This window comes from Mesorhizobium sp. M0048 (assembly GCF_040323405.1).
Lineage (GTDB): Bacteria > Pseudomonadota > Alphaproteobacteria > Rhizobiales > Rhizobiaceae > Mesorhizobium.
This window is the reverse complement of sequence record NZ_JAMYUV010000009.1, coordinates 123,799-147,500: the sequence shown is the minus strand read 5'-3', so window position 1 is coordinate 147,500 and position 23,702 is coordinate 123,799. Positions and strand designations below refer to the sequence as shown.

At 62.4% G+C, this 23,702-nt stretch carries 22 protein-coding genes, 1 tRNA gene and 2 rRNA genes (1 of these 25 running past the window's edge); 14 read left to right on the top strand and 11 right to left on the bottom strand.

Annotated elements, in window-relative coordinates; genetic code table 11:
• The 3 genes from NKJ84_RS12420 to NKJ84_RS12410 all read left to right on the top strand — a co-directional run.
• Window positions 1-1,153 (top strand): 23S ribosomal RNA (locus NKJ84_RS12420) (it extends 1,654 nt beyond the left edge of the window).
• A 96-nt stretch (window positions 1,154-1,249) separates the two neighbouring features.
• Window positions 1,250-1,364 (top strand): 5S ribosomal RNA (gene rrf, locus NKJ84_RS12415).
• A gap of 138 nt (window positions 1,365-1,502) precedes the next feature.
• A tRNA-Met gene (locus NKJ84_RS12410) sits at window positions 1,503-1,579 on the top strand.
• Between the two features lie 564 nt (window positions 1,580-2,143).
• Here the strand turns inward: NKJ84_RS12410 and NKJ84_RS12405 are convergent.
• The 6 genes from NKJ84_RS12405 to NKJ84_RS12380 all read right to left on the bottom strand — a co-directional run bounded on the left by NKJ84_RS12405 (window position 2,144) and on the right by NKJ84_RS12380 (window position 8,110).
• Window positions 2,144-2,650, bottom strand: a complete 507-nt coding sequence (locus NKJ84_RS12405) for an L-2-amino-thiazoline-4-carboxylic acid hydrolase (protein ID WP_352506678.1) — start codon at window positions 2,648-2,650, stop codon at window positions 2,144-2,146.
• Window positions 2,647-3,438 carry an ATP-binding cassette domain-containing protein gene (locus NKJ84_RS12400; RefSeq protein WP_352506677.1) on the bottom strand — a complete coding sequence of 264 codons (792 nt, stop codon included), beginning with the start codon at window positions 3,436-3,438 and terminating at the stop codon, window positions 2,647-2,649. The genes NKJ84_RS12405 and NKJ84_RS12400 overlap by 4 nt, the downstream gene beginning before the upstream one ends.
• Window positions 3,435-4,421 carry an ABC transporter ATP-binding protein gene (locus NKJ84_RS12395; protein ID WP_352506676.1) on the bottom strand — a complete coding sequence of 329 codons (987 nt, stop codon included), beginning with the start codon at window positions 4,419-4,421 and terminating at the stop codon, window positions 3,435-3,437. The genes NKJ84_RS12400 and NKJ84_RS12395 overlap by 4 nt, the downstream gene beginning before the upstream one ends.
• A complete protein-coding gene (locus NKJ84_RS12390) occupies window positions 4,418-5,248 on the bottom strand; it encodes an ABC transporter permease (protein ID WP_352506675.1) in 831 nt (276 codons plus the stop codon). The genes NKJ84_RS12395 and NKJ84_RS12390 overlap by 4 nt, the downstream gene beginning before the upstream one ends.
• Window positions 5,245-6,231: an ABC transporter permease gene (locus NKJ84_RS12385; RefSeq protein ID WP_352506674.1), complete on the bottom strand. Its 987-nt coding sequence runs from the start codon at window positions 6,229-6,231 to the stop codon at window positions 5,245-5,247. Before NKJ84_RS12385 ends, NKJ84_RS12390 begins: the two co-directional genes overlap by 4 nt.
• Window positions 6,232-6,499: 268 nt before the next feature.
• Window positions 6,500-8,110, bottom strand: a complete 1,611-nt coding sequence (locus tag NKJ84_RS12380) for an ABC transporter substrate-binding protein (protein WP_352506673.1) — start codon at window positions 8,108-8,110, stop codon at window positions 6,500-6,502.
• Window positions 8,111-8,473: 363 nt separating this feature from the next.
• On the opposite strand from NKJ84_RS12380, the gene NKJ84_RS12375 reads away from it, so the two are divergent.
• On the top strand, window positions 8,474-9,661 hold the full coding sequence (locus NKJ84_RS12375; RefSeq protein ID WP_352506672.1) for a M24 family metallopeptidase: 1,188 nt from the start codon (window positions 8,474-8,476) through the stop codon (window positions 9,659-9,661).
• Here NKJ84_RS12375 and NKJ84_RS12370 read toward each other — a convergent pair.
• From NKJ84_RS12370 to NKJ84_RS12360, 3 genes are read right to left on the bottom strand one after another with little or no spacing between them, the layout of a single operon-like run.
• Window positions 9,658-10,086 (bottom strand): cupin domain-containing protein, encoded by a 429-nt coding sequence (locus NKJ84_RS12370; RefSeq protein WP_352506671.1) that lies wholly within the window; start codon window positions 10,084-10,086, stop codon window positions 9,658-9,660. The genes NKJ84_RS12375 and NKJ84_RS12370 overlap by 4 nt on opposite strands.
• A 25-nt stretch (window positions 10,087-10,111) precedes the next feature.
• The gene (locus NKJ84_RS12365) at window positions 10,112-10,951 is read right to left on the bottom strand and encodes a phosphoenolpyruvate hydrolase family protein (protein ID WP_352506670.1); all 840 of its coding nucleotides are present in this window, start codon (window positions 10,949-10,951) and stop codon (window positions 10,112-10,114) included.
• Window positions 10,952-10,962: 11 nt separating this feature from the next.
• Window positions 10,963-12,159, bottom strand: a complete 1,197-nt coding sequence (locus NKJ84_RS12360) for a Tm-1-like ATP-binding domain-containing protein (protein ID WP_352506669.1) — start codon at window positions 12,157-12,159, stop codon at window positions 10,963-10,965.
• Window positions 12,160-12,265: 106 nt separating this feature from the next.
• Between NKJ84_RS12360 and NKJ84_RS12355 the strand changes: the two genes are divergently transcribed.
• The 8 genes from NKJ84_RS12355 to NKJ84_RS12320 all read left to right on the top strand — a co-directional run bounded on the left by NKJ84_RS12355 (window position 12,266) and on the right by NKJ84_RS12320 (window position 19,526).
• A complete protein-coding gene (locus NKJ84_RS12355) occupies window positions 12,266-12,961 on the top strand; it encodes a TetR/AcrR family transcriptional regulator (protein WP_352506668.1) in 696 nt (231 codons plus the stop codon).
• Window positions 12,962-13,318: 357 nt separating this feature from the next.
• Window positions 13,319-14,635, top strand: coding sequence for an ABC transporter substrate-binding protein (locus NKJ84_RS12350; RefSeq protein ID WP_352506667.1), 1,317 nt, complete (start codon window positions 13,319-13,321; stop codon window positions 14,633-14,635).
• 74 nt (window positions 14,636-14,709) lie between these two features.
• Window positions 14,710-15,615, top strand: coding sequence for a carbohydrate ABC transporter permease (locus NKJ84_RS12345; protein ID WP_254816733.1), 906 nt, complete (start codon window positions 14,710-14,712; stop codon window positions 15,613-15,615).
• 1 nt (window position 15,616) lies between these two features.
• Window positions 15,617-16,576: a carbohydrate ABC transporter permease gene (locus tag NKJ84_RS12340; RefSeq protein ID WP_352476335.1), complete on the top strand. Its 960-nt coding sequence runs from the start codon at window positions 15,617-15,619 to the stop codon at window positions 16,574-16,576.
• Window positions 16,573-16,794: a hypothetical protein gene (locus NKJ84_RS12335; protein WP_023675179.1), complete on the top strand. Its 222-nt coding sequence runs from the start codon at window positions 16,573-16,575 to the stop codon at window positions 16,792-16,794. The genes NKJ84_RS12340 and NKJ84_RS12335 overlap by 4 nt, the downstream gene beginning before the upstream one ends.
• Window positions 16,791-17,894, top strand: a complete 1,104-nt coding sequence (locus NKJ84_RS12330) for an ABC transporter ATP-binding protein (protein ID WP_352506666.1) — start codon at window positions 16,791-16,793, stop codon at window positions 17,892-17,894. The genes NKJ84_RS12335 and NKJ84_RS12330 overlap by 4 nt, the downstream gene beginning before the upstream one ends.
• Window positions 17,894-18,997, top strand: a complete 1,104-nt coding sequence (locus NKJ84_RS12325; RefSeq protein WP_352506665.1) for an ABC transporter ATP-binding protein — start codon at window positions 17,894-17,896, stop codon at window positions 18,995-18,997. Before NKJ84_RS12330 ends, NKJ84_RS12325 begins: the two co-directional genes overlap by 1 nt.
• A gap of 247 nt (window positions 18,998-19,244) precedes the next feature.
• Window positions 19,245-19,526, top strand: coding sequence for a hypothetical protein (locus tag NKJ84_RS12320; RefSeq protein ID WP_352506664.1), 282 nt, complete (start codon window positions 19,245-19,247; stop codon window positions 19,524-19,526).
• A 125-nt stretch (window positions 19,527-19,651) separates the two neighbouring features.
• Here NKJ84_RS12320 and NKJ84_RS12315 read toward each other — a convergent pair whose 3' ends face one another.
• Window positions 19,652-20,623 (bottom strand): AraC family transcriptional regulator, encoded by a 972-nt coding sequence (locus NKJ84_RS12315; protein WP_352506663.1) that lies wholly within the window; start codon window positions 20,621-20,623, stop codon window positions 19,652-19,654.
• Between the two features lie 90 nt (window positions 20,624-20,713).
• Here NKJ84_RS12315 and NKJ84_RS12310 point away from each other — a divergent pair, with 90 nt between their 5' ends.
• Window positions 20,714-21,937, top strand: a complete 1,224-nt coding sequence (locus tag NKJ84_RS12310; protein WP_352506662.1) for an MFS transporter — start codon at window positions 20,714-20,716, stop codon at window positions 21,935-21,937.
• On the opposite strand, the gene NKJ84_RS12305 is transcribed toward NKJ84_RS12310, so the two are convergent.
• The gene (locus NKJ84_RS12305; protein WP_352506661.1) at window positions 21,934-22,281 is read right to left on the bottom strand and encodes a GFA family protein; all 348 of its coding nucleotides are present in this window, start codon (window positions 22,279-22,281) and stop codon (window positions 21,934-21,936) included. The genes NKJ84_RS12310 and NKJ84_RS12305 overlap by 4 nt on opposite strands.
• Window positions 22,282-22,398: 117 nt before the next feature.
• Between NKJ84_RS12305 and NKJ84_RS12300 the strand changes: the two genes are divergently transcribed.
• Window positions 22,399-23,694 (top strand): amidase, encoded by a 1,296-nt coding sequence (locus NKJ84_RS12300; protein WP_352506660.1) that lies wholly within the window; start codon window positions 22,399-22,401, stop codon window positions 23,692-23,694.
• The last annotated feature ends 8 nt before the right edge of the window (window positions 23,695-23,702 follow it).

Genomic DNA, 23,702 nt, shown 5'->3' with positions numbered 1-23,702 from the left:
CCCTTTCATGCGCAAGCATGGGAGGGTGGCACAGACCAGGGGGTAGCGACTGTTTATCAAAAACACAGGGCTCTGCGAAGTCGCAAGACGACGTATAGGGTCTGACGCCTGCCCGGTGCTGGAAGGTTAAGAGGAGGGGTGCAAGCTCTGAATCGAAGCCCCAGTAAACGGCGGCCGTAACTATAACGGTCCTAAGGTAGCGAAATTCCTTGTCGGGTAAGTTCCGACCTGCACGAATGGCGTAACGACTTCCCCGCTGTCTCCAGCATAGACTCAGTGAAATTGAATTCCCCGTGAAGATGCGGGGTTCCTGCGGTTAGACGGAAAGACCCCGTGCACCTTTACTATAGCTTTACATTGGCATTCGTAGTGGCATGTGTAGGATAGGTGGTAGGCTTTGAAACCTGGGCGCCAGCTCAGGTGGAGCCACCCTTGAAATACCACCCTTATCACTATGGATGTCTAACCGCGGCCCGTTATCCGGGTCCGGGACAATGTATGGTGGGTAGTTTGACTGGGGCGGTCGCCTCCTAAAGAGTAACGGAGGCGCGCGATGGTGGGCTCAGAACGGTCGGAAATCGTTCGCTGAGTGCAATGGCATAAGCCTGCCTGACTGCGAGACTGACAAGTCGAGCAGAGACGAAAGTCGGTCATAGTGATCCGGTGGTCCCGCGTGGAAGGGCCATCGCTCAACGGATAAAAGGTACGCCGGGGATAACAGGCTGATGACCCCCAAGAGTCCATATCGACGGGGTTGTTTGGCACCTCGATGTCGACTCATCGCATCCTGGGGCTGGAGCAGGTCCCAAGGGTATGGCTGTTCGCCATTTAAAGCGGTACGTGAGTTGGGTTCAGAACGTCGTGAGACAGTTCGGTCCCTATCTGCCGTGGGTGTAGGAATATTGAAAGGATCTGTCCCTAGTACGAGAGGACCGGGATGGACGGATCTCTGGTGGACCTGTTGTGGCGCCAGCCGCATAGCAGGGTAGCTATATCCGGACGGGATAACCGCTGAAGGCATCTAAGCGGGAAACCCACCTTAAAACGAGTATTCCCTGAGAACCGTGGAAGACGACCACGTTGATAGGCCGGGTGTGGAAGAGCGGCAACGCTTGAAGCTTACCGGTACTAATAGTTCGATCGGCTTGATCGTTCTCATTCCTAATGCCCATTTCTGGCGACAATCCCTGGATTGCGCCGAGATGGATGGCACAGAAAACAGCTTCTCGAGCAACGTGCGTTTTGCCGACCTGGTGGTTATGGCGGAGCGGCTGCACCCGATCCCATTCCGAACTCGGCCGTGAAACGCTCCAGCGCTGATGGTACTTCGTCTCAAGACGCGGGAGAGTAGGTCGCTGCCAGGTCTGCCAAGCGCACGTTGTTTAATCTTCTAATCTTCTCCTTACGAACAGGCCCGCCAACGGGACTCCGGGCCGCGCAAGCGGCCCTTTCATTTGGCGGAAGCTTGAATTCGGTGAGCCAAGGCTTACCTTTAGGGTTGACGCGGGGTGGAGCAGCCCGGTAGCTCGTCAGGCTCATAACCTGAAGGTCACAGGTTCAAATCCTGTCCCCGCAACCAAAATACGAAAACGGCCCGCCTTGTGCGGGCCGTTTTCGTATGCGCTGAAGTACGGCGACAGGACACTTAGCATTCAGCCGCCAATTTCTCGCGTATGTGTTCCGATCCACCTCTCATACATCGGGCGAATGGCCGATCGGGATTTACGACGCGCCAAAAGGGCGCGCTGCTGTCTTGACTGATATGCACCAAGTGCCGCCGCACAGTCACCGGGCAGCAGGCGTCTGCTCCGTATTTTGCCGCGAGCTTACGTCGTAGCTCTGCAGGGTCCGACAAGTGGCCAGGTCGTGCAGCCCGGAGCTCGTCAGCGACCATTTTCTCGGTTGGGATCAGCATGCTCTGCATAAGGGTCTTGCCTTTGCGTCTCGTTTTGACCACCGGCAATTCGCTCATAATTCACCTCCAGGAACTCCCTACGCAAGACGGACAAGGATGCCGCAATCCGACAAGTCTCGGATTGATTTGATTGCCGTGGCCTTACGCCGCTGGGAGTTTTTTGTTGGCCCTGTGCTGCCCAACCGAACGGAACTCTACGTCTTCGCCGACATGGCTCGAGTTGTAGCTCTAACCGGCATCCCGGTTGGTCAAAGCGATGTGGCAGCAGCCGAAACCGTGGCCCGGTGTCCAGGTGACATTGTCGAAGCGTACCCCGGTAGCCTCGAACAGGCCGCGATCGAAGGCGCCGGCGATGCGGCAGAGCGTGGCGAGTTTCTCGTCGTCGACGCCGGCTTCGACCCAGGCGTCCTTCAGCGGGCAGCGCCTGACCTTGAAGGCAATGCGGTCCGGACCGCGTTCGACGTCGGTCGGATACATGCGACCGCCATCCGGGCTGACGGCCAGGAACGCCTCGCCGATCGCCGGTGCGTCGTTGGGGCCGAAATCGGCGAAGGCCGCCGCCGCAACCTCCCTGCCTCGCCGTTCAATGGTGCGGATCATGATCGCCTCAGCCTTTTCCGCGCCAACTTCCGCGGTTAGCTCGTCGAGCAACAGACGATAGAGATCGGCACGGTTGCGGAAGGCGGAATCGAGTTCGCGTGACGGTTTTTCGGCTCGGGCTTCGGCGTCGGTCATGATGCGTCCCGTTCGATCCTCGACAGTCTTGGCGCTGCCGCCACCAGCGCCTTGCCGATCGCGGATTGCGGCGCGTCGATGACGGTGCGGGGATCGCCGCTCTCGGCAATCCGCCCGCCGTCCAGAATGGCGATGCGGTGGGCGATGGCACGGACGACGCCGAGATCGTGCGAAATGAAGAGATAGGCGATGCGCTCCTCGCGTTGAAGGTCGAGCAGCAGCCGCAGGATCTGCGCGCGCACCGAAACGTCGAGCGCCGACACCGCCTCGTCGAGCACGACCAGCGACGGTTTCGTGGCGATGGCGCGGGCGATTGCAACGCGCTGGCGCTGACCGCCGGAGATTTCGTGAATGGCGCGGCCGGCGAGACCGGCGCTGAGGCCGACGCGTTCCAGCAGAGCGACGATACGGCGCGGGCGTTCGGCGCGAGAGGCGATGTGATGGATGCGCAAGGGGTCGTCGAGCACACGTGCCACCGTGGCGCGTGGGTTCAAGGCGGCGAGCGGATCCTGAAACACCGTCTGCAGACGAGCGCGCCGGTCGCGCAACGCAGCGCCGTTCAACGACAGGAAATCACTGCCTTCAAATTCGATTCGGCCAGCATCGGCTTCGATGAGCCGCAGTATGAGCCGAGCGATCGTCGATTTGCCGCTGCCGGAAGGTCCGGCCAGCGCCAGCGTCTCGCCATACTCGATGTGGAAGGAAACATCGTCGGCCGCGGCGATGATCTTGCCGCCGCTACTGTATCGTTTGGTCAGGCCGGAAACGGCGAGCAGCGGACTGGTCATGTTCGCTGCAGCAGCGGCTCGGCGTCTAGGCCGAGATCGGCGTCGAGCAGCGCCCTTGTGTACGCGTGACGCGGCGCACTGACCACCTGCGCCGTCGCACCGAGCTCGAGCAGCTCGCCATGCCGGAACACGGCGATGCGCTCTCCAAGCTCAGCGGCCAGCCCGATGTCGTGGCTGATGAACAGCAGCGTCATGCCGTCCTCGGTCACGAGTCGCCGGATCAGCCCGACGATTTCGGCCTGCACGATGGTGTCCAGGGCACTGGTCGCCTCGTCGGCGATCAGCAGTTTCGGCCCGGCCGCGATCGCGGCGGCGATCGCCACGCGCTGCTTCTGGCCGCCGGAGAGCTGATGTGGAAAGGCGCGCAGAGCGGCATCGGGGTCGGGCAGACGGACGCGTTCGAGCAAGGCTTTTGCTCTAGCATAGGCGTGTCGCCAGTCAAGTCCGAGATGCGTGCGCGCGACTTCCGCGATCTGCTTGCCGATTGGCATGACCGGATCGAGACTGGCGGATGGGTCCTGGAAAACGAAGCCGATATCACGGCCTCCGGGGGGAACGAACTTAGGCCGGCGTTCCGTCGCGCCCCCCTCTGTCCTGCCGGACATCTCCCCCTCAAGGGGGGAGATCGGCAGTTCCGCAGCCGGTTCCTTTCGGCCAGCTTCAGTGATTGGCGAAGGCAGAGATGAAAGCGCAATCTCCCCCCTTGAGGGGGAGATGTCCGGCAGGATAGAGGGGGGTGCCTTGGCACCAAACATTGGCGGCGGGCGCAAGAGCCAATCGATATGGCCTTCGATCTTGGCAGTGGCCGGCAGCAGCCCGGCAATCGCCAGCGCCAACGTGCTCTTGCCCGAGCCGCTCTCGCCGATGATGGCGAGGCGCTCGCCAGCGGCGACATCGAAGCTGATATGTTTCAGCGCAGCCACCTCGGCGCCGTCGCGGCGATAGGTCACCGTTAGATTGCGGATCGAAGCAAGCGCCGTCACGACAGGCTCTTTCTCACCGCCGCGGTCTCGACGACGCCTTCGCCGGCGAGATAGACGCCGAGCACGGTCAGCACGAGTGCTACACCCGGAATGATCGACAGGAAGGGCGCGGTGCGCAGCACGGCGCGGCCTTCGGCGATCATGCCGCCCCAGGTCACGCGGTTGGGGTCGCCGAGGCCGAGAAAAGACAATGCCGCTTCGGTGAGAATAGCCGCGGCGACGATCACCGACGACAACGCCAGGACGGGCGGCAGCGCGTTGGGCAGCACCTCGCGAAAGGCGATCTCCAGCGGATGCATGCCGATGACGCGGGCGCCGGCAACAAAATCGCGCTCGCGGATCGACAGCACTTCGGCCCGCGCCACGCGTGCCGGTCCGGTCCAGGCGCCCAGCGCGATCGCAGCGACCACGACGCCGAGCGACGGCCCGACGATGCTGACGAAAGCCAAAGCCAGCAGGAAGGCTGGGACGGTCTGGAAAGCGTCGGTGATGCGCATCAGTACCTCGTCGACAAGGCCGCCGGCAAAACCGGCCAACGTGCCGATTACGGCGCCGACGGCAAGCGCGGTGGCTGCTGCTGCCAGGCCGACCGCCAGCGAGGTGCGGGCGCCGTGGAAAAGCTCGGCCAGCACGTCACGGCCGAGGCGGTCGGTGCCGAGTGGCAGCGACCAGTCCTGGAACGGCGACAGCAATGCCGGCCCGGCAATGGCCTGCGGATCGCTCGGAAAGAACAAAGGTGCGGCAAGCGCCACGGCAGACAGCGCCGTCAGGATGACCGCGCCGGCGATCGCTTCCGGCGTGCGAAGAAAGCGGCGAAGCGGGCTCACGCGCCGGCCTCACTGGCCCCGACGCGCGGATCGAGGACGGCGTAGGCGATGTCGACGAGAAGGTTGATGATGACGACCAGGACGGCACTGATGAGAATGATGCCGAGCAGCAACGGCGTGTCGCGTGCCGCCACCGCTTCCTGCGCCAGCCGGCCAAGGCCTGGCACGGAAAAGACGCTTTCGATAACGACGCTGCCGCCCAACATCTGCGCGGACTGCAGGCCAAGCATGGTGACCAGCGGCAACAGCGCATTGCGGGCGACGTGAGCGAGCACGATGCGACGGCGGGAAAGTCCTCTGGCGCGGGCGGCCAGCACAAAATCCTGTCGCCAGACCTCGGCCATGCCGGCGCGCATCATGCGCAGATAGAGCGCGAGATAGATGAAGCCGAGCGCCGAAACCGGCAGGACGAGATGGCGGGCGATATCGGCGGCGCGATCGAGGCCGGTCCGGGCCGAGGCGATACTCTCGATCCCGCCGATCGGAAACCATCGCAGGTCGACGGCAAAGACGATGATCAGCACCAGCCCAAGCCAGAAGCCCGGCACGGCATAGAGCGCCAGCGAACCGATGGACAGAAAGCGATCGCGAAAACTGCCGGGCCTGGCGCCGGCATAGATGCCGAGTGCCGAGCCGAGACCGAAGGAGAGCGCGGTGGCGCTGCCCATCAACAGCAGCGTGTTGGGCAGGCGCTCGAGGATGACGTCGCGGATCGGCCGCGAAAAGGTGACCGATTGGCCGAGATCGAGATGCAGCAGCGCCCAAAGATAATTGGCGAGCCGCGTCAGTTCCGTCTGGTCGAGACCCCAGCGGTGACGCAACAGCTCGATCATCCCGGCGTCGCCGCCGGTCGAGACGATGTAGGCATCGACCGCGTCGCCGGGAGCGGCTTCGAGTAACAGGAAGGTGCCGATGACGACAATCAGCAGCACGAAGATGCTGCCGACGAGACGGCGGCGAAGGAGGATGACAGCGCGGGTCATGGCATAACGCCGATAGGAGAGCCAAGTCTTCGGTGCCGCGCTCTACGGCGCCCCCCTCTGTCCTGCCGGACATCTCCCCCACAAGGGGGGAGATCAGCTGTCATTGTCGCTTTCGCCAATCTCCAGCGTTGCAAGACGGCCGGCAACGCCAAAGCTGCCAATCTCCCTCCTTGTGGGGGAGATGTCCGGCAGGACAGAGGGGGGCGCGAAAAAGCTCTCATCGTTGAAGCTGAGCACACAAGCGGCGCGCAAGTCTGGAGAGACTTCCTTACCCCTCCAGCCAAGTGTCCGCCCAGTTCGATACCGCCCAGCGCGGATTGTTGGCGATGTTCCTGACCGTATCACGTGCGACGCTGATGAAACTCCATTCGGCGACGTTGATCAGTGGCAGGTCAGCGGCAACTTTTCTCTGGAACTCCTTGTAGAGTCCGGTGCGGGCGGCGGTGTCGAGCGTCTCCGATGCCTTGGCGATCAGGGCATCGAGTTCGGCGTTCTTATAGCCGCCCTGGTTGGAGAAGGGCACGCCGTCTGGAATGCCGCTCTGCACCAGGATGGTGGTCGAGATCGCAGGATCGCCGCGGAACACCGGCGGCCCGACCGCAAGGTCGAAGGCGTGGTCGGTGTAAACAGCCTTGATATGCGCGGCCGAGTCGTTGTTGACCAGCTGAGCGTCGATGCCGACGGCGGCGAGCGCCTGGCGCAGATAGTCGCCGAACTGCTTGGTCTCGTTGAAATAGGGCGCCGGCAGCAGTTTCAGTGAAAAGCGCTTGCCGTCATCGCCTCGGCTGTAGCCGGCCTCGTCCAGCAGGGTGTTGGCCTTGGCGACGTCGAAGGCGTACGTCGGCACGTCGGCGGTGTAGAATTGCGGGTCGTTTTTCGGCACCGGGCCAGTGGCGGTGGCGGCATAGCCGAGAAACACCGTCTTGACGACGAAATCCTTGTCGATGGCGTGAGCGATCGCCTGGCGCACTTTCAGGTCGGCCAGCTCCTTGCGGCGATGGTTGATCTCGACGACGAGCTGGTAGGTCAGCCCTTCATAACCCTTGGTGATCACCTTGAGGCCGGGCACTTTGGATATGCGGTCGAGATCGGCGAGGGGCACGGCGGAGAAGGCGGCGAGCTGGATCTCTTCGGCCTCGAGCGCGCTGGCCGCTGCTGTGCGGTCCGGCAGCACCTGATAGATGATCTCGTCGAGATAGGGCTCGTCCTTGCCCCAATAATCCGTATTCTTCTCCAGCCGGTAATATTCGCCGGGTTTGTATTCGGCGAATTTGAACGGTCCGGTGCCGACCGGGGCGTTGTTGGCCGGGTTGTCCTCGATCTTTCCGGTCTCGTAGATGTGCTTGGGCACCACGCTGCTCAGCGCCGGCAAGGCGTTGCGGATCAGCTGGAACGGTGTCGGCTTGGCGAATTTGAACACGGCGGTGGCTTCGTCCGGCGTGTCGACCGCCTCCAGATCCTTGAACACGGTGCGGCCGAGATTCTGCAACGGCTTCCAGATATGCAGCGCCGAGAACGCGACATCGCCGGAGGTGAAGGGTTTACCGTCATGCCATTTGACGCCCTCGCGCAGCTTGAACGTCACCGACAGGCCGTCGGTGGCACCTTCCCAGCTGAGTGCCAGGCGCGGATCGAGCCCGTCCTTGCCCTCAAAGGAGGCCTCAGCCAAGGTTTCTACGATCTTGCTCGAAATGAAGAAGACGCCGTTCGAGGCGACGATCGCCGGATTGAGATTGCGCGGCTCGGAATCAGCGGCGACAACCAGTCGTCCGCCCTTTTTCGGCGTCTGCGCCGACCCGATCGTCGGCATCGCGGTGGAGGCCAGCAGCAATGCCGAACCCGCAAGCATCGTACGTCTGGAAATGGTGAACTCTGGCATGATCGAACTCCGTCCTCTCCGCGGACCCGGCCGGGTCCGCCGTACCCCTCGGACGCTCGTAAGCATCCTGCACGGCTGATTATGGGCCTTGTGCGGGGTTTCGCCAAAGACGGAATTGGCGCATCCTCACGTGGCTTTGAAATTTCCGTCCGTTGGACCAGTTGTACGGAAACGGTTCGATGCGCGGTTCTGGCAGGACCCAGACTGGAGTAAAGTGCAGCAGGTGGACCAGCTTTGGGGCTGGTTCGCCCGTTCTGGCTGGACCAGATCGGGCAAAATGATGCAGATTAAGCATAGCCGAGGGTCAGAGCCGGAAAGCCGGTGCCGGCGAGCGGCCGGCCAAGGGATTTCAGGGAGAGAGACATGAACATTGCCCCAGGCAAGAATGCCGTCGGCGGCGTGCCGTTCGACCAGGCTCGGGTGGACGGGCTGATGGAGGAGGCCGGCATCGACGTGCTGCTCGCCACCTCCAAGCACAACACGCAGTATCTGCTTGGCGGCTACAAGTTCATCTTCTTCGCCGCCATGGATGCGATCGGCCACAGCCGTTATCTGCCTGTCGTCGTCTATGAGAAAGGTGGGCCGGAGCATGCCGCCTATATCGCCAACCGCATGGAAGGCGGCGAGCACCAGAACCATCCATTCTGGACGCCGACACTGCATGCCGCCTGCTGGGGCACGCTCGATGCCGCCAACCTGGCGGTCGAGCATTTGCGAAAGATCGGCAAGGGCAATGCCCGCGTCGGCATCGAGCCCGCCTTCCTGCCGTCCGACGCCTATATGCTGATCCGCAACGCGCTGCCGGATGCCAAGCTGATCGATGCGACTGATATGCTGGAGCGCATGCGCGCAATCAAAACCGAGGCCGAGTTGGAGAAGCTGCGCATCGCCTCCGAGCTGATCACCGATTCCATGCTGGCGACCATCGGCTGGGCACGCGAAGGCACGACCAAGAGCGAGATCATCGAACAGCTCAGGCGCGAGGAGACCAATCGCGGCGCGCATTTCGAATATTGCCTGTTGACGCTAGGCTCCAGCCACAACCGCGCCGCCTCGCCGCAGGCCTGGAAACGGGGCGAGGTGATGTCGATCGATTCCGGCGGCAACTACCACGGCTATATCGGCGACCTTTGCCGCATGGGCGTGCTGGGCGAGCCTGACGCCGAACTCGAGGATCTGCTGGCCGAGATCGAGACAGTGCAGCAGGCGGCCTTCTCCAAGGTCAAGGCGGGCACGCTGGGCGGTGACATGATTTCTCATGCCGAAGGCGTGCTGAAGAAGTCGAAGGTTGCGCCCTATACCGATTTCTTCGCGCATGGCATGGGGCTGATCACGCATGAAGCGCCGTTCCTGATGACCAACCATCCGGTGACCTATGAAGGCACCTATGCCGCAAAGCCGCTGGAGAAGAACATGGTGCTTTCGGTCGAGACGACCATGCTCCACCCGACGCGCGGCTTCATCAAGCTGGAGGACACGGTGGCGGTCACCGACACAGGGTACGTGATGTTCGGCGATCGGGGCCGGGGCTGGAACGCGGGCGGGGGTTAGGCGCTTCTATCCCCGCCCGGCGGGATCAACCTGAAATCCGGCAACTCCCGCAACGCCAGTTCCGGCCCGGCCGGCGAATAGACGACGAAAAGCTGCATCGGCCCATCGCCGGTATTGAGCGTCGAGTGGAAGCGGCTTTCCGGCACATAGATGGTGCAGCCGGGGCCGACTTTCTCGACGACCGGGTTGCCTTTCTCGTCCTCGACCATCTGCTCGCCATCGCCTGAGATGACGAAGATGATCTCCTCCGCACCCGGATGGTTATAACGCGTATGGCCCTTGCCCGACGGGAGGTCGACGACACCACCGGAAAATCGCTTTGCGCCGTTCACTTCGGGAGCGACCGTCAGCGACAGCCTGCCCCAGTCGAAGCCGAAGGCGCTGACGTCTTTTGGATATACGAACACCTTGCTGTTGTCGGTCATCGTCCCACCTTCTTTTTGCTGGTCTCTACGCAGCGCCGAACGTGACGGCCTTGAAATCCGCCGTCTGCCTGGCGATCGAGGCTTCCGCCGGCAGCCGCTCCATCGAACTGGCGCCATAGAACCCGTGCAGGCCCTTGCAGCGCTCGAGAATATATCTGGCGTCGTCCGGCATCGAGATCGGCCCGCCATGGCAAAGCAGGATTATATCCTCGCGCACTGAGCGTGCCGCTTTGGCGATGGCGTCGATCTCGCTGACACAGTCGTCCAGCGATTTAGCCGACGTCGCGCCGATCGAGCCGCCGGTGGTCACCCCCATATGGGCGACGACGATGTCGGCGCCGGCTGTTGTCATGGCGCGCGCCTCGTCTGGGTTGAAGACATAGGGCGTGGTCAACAGGTCGAGTCTGTGAGCCTCGGCGATCATGTCGATCTCGAGCCCGAAGCCCATGCCGGTTTCTTCAAAACTCCGCCGCATCTGGCCGTCGAACAGGCCGATGGTCGGAAAATTCTGGACGCCGGAAAAGCCCATCGTCTTCAACTCGGCCAAAAGCAGCGGCATGATGACGAAGGGATCAGTGCCGTTGACGCCGGCCAGCACCGGCGTCTTCTTCACCACCGGCAGCACTTCGTAGGCCATCTCCTTGACGATCTCGTTGGCGTTGCCATAGGCGAGCAGGCCGGCGGCCGAGCCGCGCCCGGCCATGCGGTAGCGGCCGGAATTGTAGATGATGATCAGGTCGATGCCGCCGGCTTCCTCGGCCTTGGCCGACAGGCCGGTGCCGGCACCGCCGCCGACGATCGGCACGCCATCCGCAATCATCATGCGGAATTTCTCCAGGATTTTCTTGCGCGGTATGGCGGCCATGTCTTGGTGTCTCACTGTCTGGCGATGTCGAGGAAGGCCGTTGTGGCGGCCCAGGCGAATTCCGGATCGTTGATGTGCAGCGGCAGGCGCAGCACGCGCCGCGTTTTGGCGGGTTTGATGGTACGCTCGATCGCCTCGAACAAAGCGGCATCGGCTTCAGGGTCGAAGAAGGCGCCGCCTTCGATGTCGAGCGCCGACACGCCTTTCTCCGGAATGAGGCAACGAACCGGACCCTGGCAGAGGCTCAGCCTTGTCCCGATCCATTCGCCGATCGTCCTGCTTTCGTCGGCAGTGGTGCGCATCAGCGTGACGTTTGGATTGTGCTCATAAAACAGCCGGCCGCGATAGCGTTCCGGAATTGTCGGCGGCGCCCAGAAATTGACCATGTCGAGCGCGCCGACCGAGCCGATATAAGGCAGCCTGGTGCGGGCGATGGCGACAAAGCGATCTTCGGTCGCCGGCAGCACGCCGCCAAGCAGCAAGTCGCAGACTTCGGTCGTTGTGATGTCGATGACGCCGGACAACAGGCCGCTGTCGGCCATTTTTTCCATGGTGCGGCCGCCGGTTCCGGTGGCATGAAAGACCATGCAGTCATAGGTCGAACGAAGCTCATCGGCGATCGCGGTCACGCATGGCGTGGTGACGCCGAACATGGTCAGGCCTATCGAGGGTCTGCCGTCGGCCGGCGGCGCCGGCTTTGCCGCCATGCCTGATATCGCCTGGGCGGCATTGTGCAGCACGACACGGGAAAGTCGGTTGAGGCCGGCCATGTCGGTCACCGACGGCATCATGACGATGTCGGAGACGTCGACGTAAGGCGTGGTGTCACCGGAGGCCAACGTCGAAACCATGATCTTGGGCAGGCCGAGCGGCAGCGTGCGCATTCCTGCGGTGATGATCGAGGTGCCGCCACCGCCGCCAATGCCGATAATCCCGGCAATGTCGCTGCGCGATTGAACAAACCGGGCAAAGGCGGCAGCCATTGCCGCCACCGCGGTGCCGCGATCGTCGACGCCGAGCACGGCGTTGCGACCCTCGGAATGGTGGCTGGCGACCTCGTCTGCCGAAATGTCGACCGGCACGGTCGCGCCGCGTGTTCCGATGTCGACACGGGCAATCGAAGCGCCGGTAGCGGCGACCGCATCGGACAGAAATGCGAGTTCCTCGCCCTTGGTGTCGGCGGTGCCCACCACATAGATGCGCTTCATCGCGTTTCCCCGGTCTTGGGCGTGTTCGGCGCTGCCGCCCCTTTGCCTGGCCGTTCGATGGGCGAAGGGCCATTGCAATTTTTTGAGACGCGCGTATCGTATTAACATGGATGTCTCACGTCAACAAGCGACAGTGAACGACGACGCCGGCCAAGGCGCCAGCCCGCGGGCTGAGCGCGGGGCCCGCGCGCGCACCAAGCGGCTGATGCTGGAGACGGCGACAAAGCTGATGCAGGCGGGCGCCACGCCCTCCGTCAGCGAGGTGGCGGAAGCAGCGGAAGTCTCGCGCGCCACCGCTTATCGGTATTTTCCGAGCCAGGCGGCGCTGGTGCAGGCGGTGGTCGACGAAGGGCTCGGGCCGATCCTTACCTGGCAATCGATCTCTGCCGATCCGGAGCGCCGGGTCGCCGAGCTGTTCGACACCGCCATGCCGCGCATCGAGGCCTTCGAAGCGACGTTCAAGGCGGCGCTGAAACTGTCGCTCGACCAGTGGGCACAGCGACAGGCAGGCACGCTGGGCGGCGAACCGGCCTTCACGCGCGGCCATCGCATCGAGCTTTTGAAGGATGCGATCGCGCCACTCAAGGGCCAGTTGCCGCAGCGCGAATTCAAGCGGCTTGCGCAGGCGCTGTCGCTGATCTTCGGTGTTGAGATGCTGATCGTATTGAAGGATATATGGGGCTTGGATAGCCGCAGTATGATGTCGGTTGCGCAATGGGCGGCCGGGGCTCTTGTGCGCGCGGCTATGACCGAGTCGATGATTGAAGGAGATGGGATCGCGCCGACGACCGCCGTGAGATGACGCCAATCTGGTTCGACCAGATTTTCAACTTGGCTATTCATGCTACTGGCGATGCAGCGGCCCAAGTAAGGCATTCATGTATCATGCAGTAGGAAAATTCGGCGAAAACAGGCAGATATCGCAGAAGCCAGCTTGTCTGCGTGTCCGTCACCGTCCAAGAAAGGGCTTGACGTTCCTCTTAAATTGGTAATACCAGATCAGGACAAATAAAGCGGATCAAAGGTGAAGGCTGAGATCCGTTTCGGTCGAGCGAGGAGGCTCACAGACCGAAACGGTGCCGTCACGGGAGGACTACCAGGGCCGGCCTCGATGCCGGTTCTCATGAACGGTAGAATGCGCACAAGGGAGGAAATCATTATGCGCAAGACAATGACCAGCTTGCTTGCTGGTATCGGCCTAGTGCTCGCCTGCGGAACGTCCGTCTACGCGCAGGAAAAGGAACTTACAATCTTCTGGGCGGAATGGGATCCGGCCAATTACCTGCAGGAACTCGGCAACGAGTACGAGAAGGAAACCGGCGTCAAGATCACGGTGGAAACCACACCGTGGCCCGACTTCCAGACCAAGGCCTTCACCGAGTTCAACGCCCATGGCGACGCCTACGATATGGTCGTCGGCGACTCGCAATGGCTTGGTGCTGGCTCGACCGGTGGCCACTATGTCGACCTGACCGACTTCTTCAACAAGCACAAGGTCGGTGAAGTGATGGCACCGGCCACGGTGAAATACTATGCCGAATATCCGGGCGGCAGCAGCAAGTACTGGGCCATTCCGCTCGAAGGCGACGCCGTCGGCTGGTCCTATCGCAAGGACTGGTTCGAAGACCCCAAGGAAAAAGAAGCCTTCAAGGCCAAGTATGGCTACGATCTCGACGTGCCGAAGGATTTCAAGGCGCTACGCGACATCGCCGAATTCTTCTACCGGCCGGACCAGAAAAAATACGGCATCGCCATCTACACCGACAATTCTTATGACGCGATGGCGATGGGCTTCGAAAACGCGCTGTTCTCCTTTGGCGGCGAGCTGGGTGACTATAAGACCTACAAGGTCGATGGCTTCATCAACTCCGACAAGGCGATCGCGGCGCTCGACGCCTACAAGGAACTCTACAAGTTCACGCCTCCGGGCTGGGCCAAGTCGTTCTTCGTCGAGGACAACCAGGCGATCACTGAAAACCTGGCCGCGATGAGCATGAACTACTTCGCGTTCTTCCCCTCGTTGATCAACGAGGCGTCGAACCCGAACGCCAAGAACACCGGCTTCTTCGCCAATCCAGCCGGACCTGGCGGCGACCAGTTCGCCGCACTCGGCGGTCAGGGCATCTCCATCGTTTCCTACTCGCAGAAGCAGGAACAGGCGACGAAGTTCCTGGAATGGTTCATCAAGGACGAGACCCAGAAGAAATGGGCAGCGCTTGGCGGCTACACCTGCAGTGCCGCCGTGCTCAAGTCGCCCGAATTCCAGAACGCCACGCCCTACAACAAGGCGTTCTACGAGACCATGTTCAAGGTCAAGGACTTCTGGGCGGTTCCGGAATATGCGGAACTGCTGCAGCAGCTCAACCAGCGCATCTATCCTTACATGATCGGCGGCGAAGGCACCGCCAAGGAGACGCTGGACGCACTGGCAGCCGACTGGAACGCGACCTTCAAGAAATACGGCCGCGGCCAATAAGCATGAAGTTTCACGGAGGGGGCGTTCGTGCCTCCTCCGTTTCTTTTTCTGATTCTTGAACCGGGAGCAGGGTCTTGGCGACCACGATGATCACCACGCTGGACAGGTCCTCGCGGGCCGCCGCTCGCGGTCTAAGCGACATTTCGATCCGCAATCTCTTCATCATCCCGACGATCCTGTTTCTGATCGTCTTCAACATCTTCCCGCTGATCTATTCGCTGGGCTATTCGTTCACCGATTTCCGCGCCTCGACCAGCGCGGCGGCGAATTTCGTCGGGCTGCAAAACTATCGCGACCTGCTCAGCGATCCCTATGTCTGGTCCAACTTCGCCATCACCGCAAAATACGTCATCATCTCGGTCGCCGGCCAGCTGCTCGTCGGCTTCGGCGTGGCCATGCTGCTCAATCGCGACATTCCGCTCAAGGGCCTGCTGACGACGCTCCTGTTGTTGCCGATGATGCTGTCGATGGCCGTCGTCGGCCTGTTCTGGAAGCTGCTCTACGATCCGTCCTTCGGCATCATCAATTATGCGCTCGGCCTCGGCACCTTCGAATGGCTGTCGAATCCGAAAATGGCGCTCTATGCGGTCGCGCTGACCGACATCTGGATGTGGTCGCCCTTTGTCATGCTGTTGTCGCTGGCCGGCCTGTCGGCTGTGCCCAAGCATCTCTACGAGGCAGCCGCGATCGACAGGGCCGGGCCGTTCTACACCTTCTTCCGCATAACGCTGCCGCTGGTTGCGCCGATCCTGATGATCGCGGTCATCTTCCGCACCATGGAGGCGTTCAAGACCTTCGACCTCGCCTACATCCTGACCAGCCAGCCGACGGCCGAGCTGATCTCGATCCGGCTCTATAAGATGGCGTTCCAGGAATGGCAGACCGGGCGTTCCTGCGCGCTCGCCTACATCGTGCTGATCATGGTGCTGGCGATCACCAACATCTATGTCAAATATCTCAACAAGGTGAAGGAGCGCTGAGATGGCCGCAGTCCGCACTTCTTCCGAAATCACCTTCAACCGGGTCGCCATCGTCGCTGTCCTGCTGGTGACGATCATCTTCCTGGCGCCGATCTACTGGATCGCCTCGACGGCTTTCAAGCCGCGCAATCTCGCCACCACCATTCCGCCGACGGTGGTTTTCCAGCCGGAGATATCGCCCTTCGTCAAGTTGTTCACCAAGCGTTCGCAGCTGCGCAGCCCGCCGTCGCCGGAGGAGTACGCGGCTGCGCCGTGGTGGGAGCGCGTCGTCTTCAATGGCGGCGAAAAGATCGTGCGCGACGGCAAGGGCCAGGTGCAGTGGTCGGGCTATCCGAGCCGTTTCATGAATTCGCTGATCGTCGCCATAACCTCGACCGTCCTGGCCGTCGGCATGGGCACCTTCACCGCCTATGGCTTCTCGCGCTTCAAGGTGAAGGGAGAGGCGGATCTGCTCTTCTTCATCCTGTCGACGCGCATGCTGCCGCCGGTGGTCGTCGCCATCCCAATGTTCCTGATGTACCGGGCGGTAGGGCTCAACGATTCCCATGTCGGCCTGATCATTCTTTACACCGCCTTCAACCTGTCCTTCTCGGTCTGGCTGATGAAGGGCTTCATGGACGAAATCCCGAAGGAGTATGAAGAGGCGGCGCTCGTCGACGGCTACACGCGCATGGAGGCCTTCTTCAAGATCGTGCTGCCCGAGGCCGCCACCGGCATCGCCGCCACCGCCGTGTTCTGCTTCATCACGGCGTGGAACGAGTATGCCTTCGCGCTGATCATGACCAGCCGCCGCGCCCAGACGGCACCGCCCTTCATTCCCAGCCAGGTCGGTTCCGGCCTGCCGGACTGGACGGTGATCGCCGCCGGAACCTTCCTGTTCCTGCTGCCGGTCGCGATCTTCACCTTCCTGCTCCGCAACCACCTGTTGCGCGGCATGTCCTTCGGAGCGATCCGCAAATGAGCTTTCGCGACATCAACCAGAAATATCTCGAACCGGGCAGCCAGGTGCTGATGGTGCTCGGTATCATCGCGCTCTGCCAGCCGTGGAACATGCTGCTGCACAGCTATGGCGTGACCATCATCCTGATCGGTCTGATCGGCTTCAACATCACCTCCAAGATCGCGCCGGAGGAGAAGGCCGGCACCGGGCAAGGGGCAAATCCGGGGGCACAGCATTGACCCAAATCGAGCTTCGCGGCGTCCAGAAATATTTCGGCGCCGTCCAGGTCATCAAGGACCTCAACCTGAAGATCGACGACAACGAGTTCATCGTGCTGCTCGGCCAGTCGGGCTGCGGCAAGACGACGACGCTCAGGGCGATTGCCGGGCTGGAGACGATCGACGGCGGCGACATCCTCATCGACGGCAAGCCGGTCCAGCACCTCAAGGCCGCCGACCGCGACATCGCCATGGTCTTCCAATCGTTTTCGCTCTATCCGCATATGAGCGTTTACGAGAACATCGCCTTTCCACTGAGAGCGACGCGCAAGAGCAAGGCCGAGATCGACAGCGAGGTGCGCTCGGTCGCCAAGACGCTGCAGATCAGCGATCTCCTCGCCAAGAAACCGTCGGCGCTGTCCGGCGGCGACATGCAGCGCGTGGCGATCGGCCGGGCCTTGGTGCGGCGGCCGAAGGCGATGCTGATGGACGAGCCGATCGGCGCGCTCGATGCCAAGCTGCGCGAGGAGATGCGGGCCGAGATCAAGCGGCTGCACATCAAGCAGGGTTCGACCAGCATCTATGTCACCCACGACCAGATCGAGGCGATGAGCCTCGCCGACCGCATCGTCATCATGCATGAAGGTGTACTGCAGCAGGTCGGCTCGCCGGACGAGGTCTATTCGCATCCGGCGAATCTTTTCGTCGCGCAATTTGTCGGCAGCCCGGTGATGAACGTCGCCGACGCTTCGGTGACCGAGAAACCCTCATCGGCCTCGGTCACGGTCGGCGATGCGGCCGCTGGCTTCGAATTCCCGCGCGCCTTGCTGTCGAAGCTCAATGGCCATGCCGGCAGCCAACTCGCGCTCGGCATACGGCCGGAAGGCGTCCTCGTCCGCCGCGAAACCGCCGAGGGGTTCCTGCCGGTGGAGACGCAGATCGTCGAGCCGCTCGGGTCCTTCGACATCGTCGACCTCAAGGTCGGCTCCAAGATGCTGCGTGCGCGCACCAAGAGCGGCTTCATCAGCGGCCCCGGCGAAAGGGTCTTCGTCAGAATAGATCCCAGCCAGGCGCATTTCTTCGACACGGCGAGCGGCAAATCGCTGGGAGTGAGACTCTGATGGCCCACATCCAGCTCAAGAACATCTCAAAGAAGTTCGGTAACCACACCGCCTTGACCGGGCTCGATCTCGACATCGCCGATGGCGAGTTCTTCGTCCTGCTTGGCGAGACCGGCGCCGGCAAGACGACGACGCTGCGCATGATTGCCGGCCTGGAAAAACCGAGCGAAGGCCAGGTCTTCATCGATGGCGTCGATGTCGCCGACTGGGGCGCGGCCGAGCGCGACGTGGCGCTGGTGCTGCAGCAATATTCGCTCTATCCGCGCTATACGGTGCGCCAGAACCTCGAATTTCCGCTGAAGCCGAAGATCCGCCGGCTGCCCGATGCCGAGATCAAGGATCGTGTCGACCGCGCGGCCAGGACGCTGCGCATCGAGCATCTGCTCGACCGCAAGACCGATAGGCTTTCAGGCGGCGAGATGCAGCGCGTCTCGATCGGCCGCGCCATCGTGCGCAAGCCGCGGGTATTCCTGATGGACGAGCCGTTGTCGGCGCTCGACGCCAAATTGCGCGAGGCGCTGCGCACCGAATTGAAGAACCTGCAGATGCAGCTTGGCGCCACCTTCCTGTTCGTGACGCACGATCAGATCGAGGCGATGTCGATGGGTGACAAGGTCGGCGTGCTCAACCATGGCCGCATCGTCCAGACCGGCACGCCGTACGAGATCTACAACAATCCGCGCGACACCTACGTGGCAAGCTTCGTCGGCTCACCGCCGATGAACCTCATCGACGGCAAGCTCGTCAACGGACGTGCGGTGATGGCGCCGCTCAATTTCGAATTGCCGTTTGCGGGGGGTGCCAAGACTTCGGGGGGGGCCACGCCGGGCGCGGCGACCGACGGTCGCCCGGTCGTCTTCGGTATTCGTCCCGAAGACGTCTATCTCGAGACCGGCGCGCCGGTCGAGGCGCGGGTCCACGATGTCGAGAACCATGGCGTCGAGAAGATCCTGACGCTGCGGGTCGGCGACGCCATGCTGCGCGCCACCGTGCCGGCCAGGACCGACGTCCAGATAGAGCAGCCGGTGCGCTTTGCCTGGAATCCGGACAAGGTGGTGCTGTTCGACAAGGGCAGCGGAATAAGCCTGCGTCACGCCGGCTAAGTACAAGCCTCTTTACTGCAGCTGGAGCGGGATGCGTTCAACACGAACCGTGTATCCCGCTCTATCTATGTGTTTTAGCCGCATTTGTGCGACGCTACGTGACTCCATTTGGTGCGAAATGCTCGAGTCTTCCCGTCATCCCCCGTGCGGGGGATGCGGATGCTCCGATTTGTCGAATAGGCTGATCCTTTGGTCCCAAACGGGCTTTGCAAGCCCAATTTTGGAGGCCCGAAATGGAGGGTTGGCTATGGGAAATCTGTTCCGCACTTTTGCGACGATCCTGCTTGTCGCCGGTATGGGATTGTTGGCGGCGCATCTGGGCGAGGCGCAGGCAGCCAAGAAAATCGTCGCCGGTGCGAAGGTCGACGCCAAGAAGATCAAGGGCCTCAACGGCACGGTCAATCTGTCCACCAGCGACTGCAAACTGTTGTTGAGCGGCACCGTCGTCGAAGTCTCGGATGGCAGGTGCGGGGCCTCCGGCAAATATTGCAAGAGCAGTGCCGGCTCGGCCTGTATCACCGAGCAATAAGCCGGCCAACGTTTAGCCGGCCTAAAGCGCGTCGCGTTCGACCGGCCTCATGCGACGCGCTTTAGATTCTTGTTTTGATGCACGTCGTTATCGCAAAACCGCTGCACACTTTTGCGCGACATGCATTAGCGGATCTCCGCCTGTTCCTCGGCCCGGAAATGGCTGGGCGGCGATCCGATGACCCGTTTGAAGGCGCGGCTGAAGGAGGCGTCGGATTCGTAGCCGAGGCGCGCCGCCACGACGGAAATCTTGAGCCGGTCGCGGACCAGCCATTGCCGCGCCTGGTGCATCCGCACCTGCGTGACGTACTTTGCCGGTGTTTCGCCGACAATGGTGGCGAAGCGATCGGCGAAACCCGATCGCGAGGCACCCATCATCTTCGCCAGAGCCTCCACCGTCCAGTCACGGTTCGGTTCCAGGTGGATCGCGGCCAGCACCCGGCCGATCTCGCGATCCCTGACCGCCGCGATCCATCCGGAAGAGTCGCCGCAGCCGCGCTCGACCCATGAGCGGATGACGGTCGCGGCAAGCACATCGGCCAGCCGCGCCAGGATGCCGCCGGAGCCGACGCGCTCCATCGACACCTCGCGGGCCATCGCTTCCAGCAAATGTGGAATACCTGGTTCATAGGCTTCCAACTCATGTGCGCGCATCACGTCCGGCATCATGCCGAGCAAGGGGTGCAAGCCATCGAGATTGAAATACATGCTGCCGAAAAACAGCAAGGTCCCCGGACGGCAGCCGGGCACGCCGTCATTCGACATGCAATAGACATTCTTGCAGATCTCCTCGACCTCATAGCCGTGGATCGGCGCCGCCTCGATACCCGGCTCGCTCGCCAGCGTGTGAGCTGAGCCGCGCGGCAACAAGGCAGCGTCGCCCGCCTTGAGCTCGACCCATTCGCCGGACGGCTGCAGCAACCAGCAGCCTTTACGGCCGATGAAATGAAACCGTGCCGCCGCCTGAGCCGGAAAATGGATGCCCCAAGGCTCCTTCATCTCGCAACGGCCGTAATCGACGCCTTCGAGGCGCAATCCGCGCAATATGTCCGTCAGTGGATCGCCGGTTACGGGGATTTTGGACGAACGGTCAAACATAATGGTGTTTCTAGCATGGAAACTCCAGCTAGTCACTCCTTATGTTGCATTGCAGTCAAATGCTGCGCTGCAACAGACCGGAGATCCCTCATGACCGAACCCGCGACAGGCGTCATGGACGCCGTTCTCGACCCATCTGAAACTGGCGAACGATCCGACCCCGCATGGGGGGCGGTGGTCTCCTTGGCGCTCGGAGTCTTCGGCCTGGTGACCGCAGAATTTCTGCCGGCCAGCCTGCTGACGCCGCTTGCGCAGGATCTCGGCATCACCGAAGGCGCCGCCGGGCAGGCGGTAACGGCAACGGCCGTCATTGGCGCGATTGCGGCACCGACCATGGCTATTGTCACCAAGCGGCTGGACCGCAGGCTGGTCATGTTGGCGCTGACCGTGCTGCTTGTGCTGTCAAACCTGGTGGCCGCGTTTGCGTCGTCGCTTCCTATTCTTCTGATCGCCCGCATCATGCTCGGGATCAGTCTCGGCGGATTCTGGTCGATGTCGGCGGCCATGGCGATGCGGCTTGTCCCAATGCGGCTGATGCCGCGCGCCATGTCGATCATCCTCACCGGCGTTTCGGTGGCGACGGTCTGCGCTGCTCCGGTCGGCGCCTATGTCGGCGACATCTGGGGATGGCGGACGGCCTTCATGATCGCCGCCGTGGTCGGCGCGCTGGCGCTTCTGGTACAGGTGGCTACCATCCCGCGACTGCCGCCGGCAGGTACAGCAGGTTTTCGCACGCTGCTGGAGGTGATGAAGCGGCCGATGATCAGAGTAGCGCTGCTGGTGGTGTTGCTGGTCGCCTCGGGACACTTTGCCGGCTTCACCTATGTCCGCCCGTTTCTCGAGAAGGTGCCCGCACTGGACATCGAGACGATCTCGCTTGTGCTGCTCGCCTACGGCATTGGTGGTTTCTTCGGCAATTTTGCCGGCGGCTTCATTGCCGAGCGCAGCCTCAAGGCAGCCGTCACTCTGGCGCCTCTGCTGATCGCGTCTTCAGCGCTCCTGCTGCTGGTGGTCGGAGGCTCACCCGTCGTGGCTGCAATAGCAGTGGCCAGCTGGGGCTTTGCCTTCGGTGCCGTCCCAGTCGGGCTGCAGACCTGGCTGGTGCGAGCCGCCCCCGATCAGGCGGAAAGCGCCGGCGGGCTCATGGTTATGACGTTCCAGGTCGCCATCGCGTTGGGCGCCGTGTTCGGCGGCCTGCTGGTCGACAATACCGGCGTTGCCAGCGCCTTCGCCTATTGCGCGGCGGCGACATTGCTTGCGGCACTGGCGGCGTTCTTCCTTGGCCCCAAGCCGATCGACGATCCCAAGGCCTAAACGGAACGGCCGTCGAAGTCGAAGACCGGCACGGCGGCGACGTCCAACGCCTCGATACAATGAATATTGATATAGGCACTTCGCCCGCTCCCTTCGCCGACATCCTCGGCGAAGGGGTGAATGCCGCAGCTGCGGCAGAAGCGGTGCGCGATGACATGGTTGCCGAAGCTGTAGCGGCCGAGATCATCGCCCCAGGCAAGCACCCGCACGCTTTCATGCGGCACTGCCCATAGCAGTGCACCCTTGCGCGAGCAGATCGAGCAATTGCACCGTACGGCTCCGGTCAGCTCGCCTTCGACCTCGAACGCGACCTTGCCGCAGTGGCAGCTGCCTTGGTAGAGCATCGGGCCTTCCTCCTTCGGTTCGACAGGTGCAAATCCGACCGTGCCGGGCTATGTCTCCTGCGGCAGTTGGGGCTGCTATCTTAAGACGTTCCAAGCGTGCGGAGTCCGACACCGAAAATGCAATCAGCCCGTGATAGCCTCGAAGCAATTCTTTCGCGTCTTGCCGTTCGCGTCGACGACGAAAGCGTTTTCGTAAAGCTCTACCCGGAAGCCGCACGGGCGGCGGCCGACGCAGCCGATGCGCGGCGAAAAGCCGGCGTCACGCTCGGGCCGCTCGATGGGGCGATCGTCTCGATCAAGGATCTGTTCGATGTCGCTGGCGAGCCGACCACGGCGGGCTCTCTGCTGCTCGCCACCGCAGCGCCGGCGCTGCGGGATGCCATTGTCGTGCGACGGCTGCGTCAGGCCGGTGCAGTCATCCTCGGCAAGACCAACATGACCGAGTTCGCCTTCACCGCGATCGGCGTCAATCCGCATTACGGCACCCCCGGCAATGCAAGCGATGCCACCCGTATTCCGGGCGGCTCGTCCTCAGGCGCCGCGGTTTCGGTCGGCGAAGGCACCAGCCAAATCTCTATCGGTTCCGATACGGGTGGTTCGGTGCGCATTCCGGCATCGCTGAATGGCGTCGTCGGTTTCAAGCCGACCGCGCGGCGCGTGCCGCTCGCGGGTGCGTTTCCGCTGTCGGCCACGCTGGACTCGATCGGTCCGCTGGCCCGCACCGTCGCGGAATGTGCGGCGGCCGATGCAGTGATGTCGGGCGAAAACCTGGCAGCACTGTTGCCGCTTCCACTGCACGGCCTGCGCATCGGCATTGCGCGCGGCGTGCTGTTCGATGATACGCAGGAAGAGGTCGCGACGACGTTCGACTGGTGTCTTCGCAAGATGGAGCTTAGCGGCGCACGGCTTGCGGAACTGTCGATCGACGACCTGCTTGCCGAACTGCGCGCGGCAACCAAGCGCGCCTCGATCGCGGCGATGGAAGGGGCGGAGATCCATGCCGACTGGCTGGCGACGGGAGCGGCGACGCCGGTCGACCCGCGGGTAAGCGGACCATTGTCGCGCGCCGCCGCCATTCCGGCCACGGTCTATATCAGGGCAATGCGCCGTCGCGCAGCACTTGTCGCCGCAATGGATGAGCGGCTGTCAGGGGTAGACGTACTGGCCCTGCCGACCACGCCGGTGACGGCGCCGACGATCGTCTCGATGACCGGTGACGAGGCCCTCTGCAACAGGATCGAGGGTCTTCTGCTGCGCAACACGCAGGTCGCCAACCAGTTCGATCTGTCAGCAATCTCGCTGCCCATGCCGGGAAAGACGCGCCCGGCCGGGCTGATGCTGGTGGCGCGCAATGGTCATGACCACCACCTGCTGCGCATCGCAGCCGGCGTGGAGGCGCTGCTTGCAAATTGATCCGACAG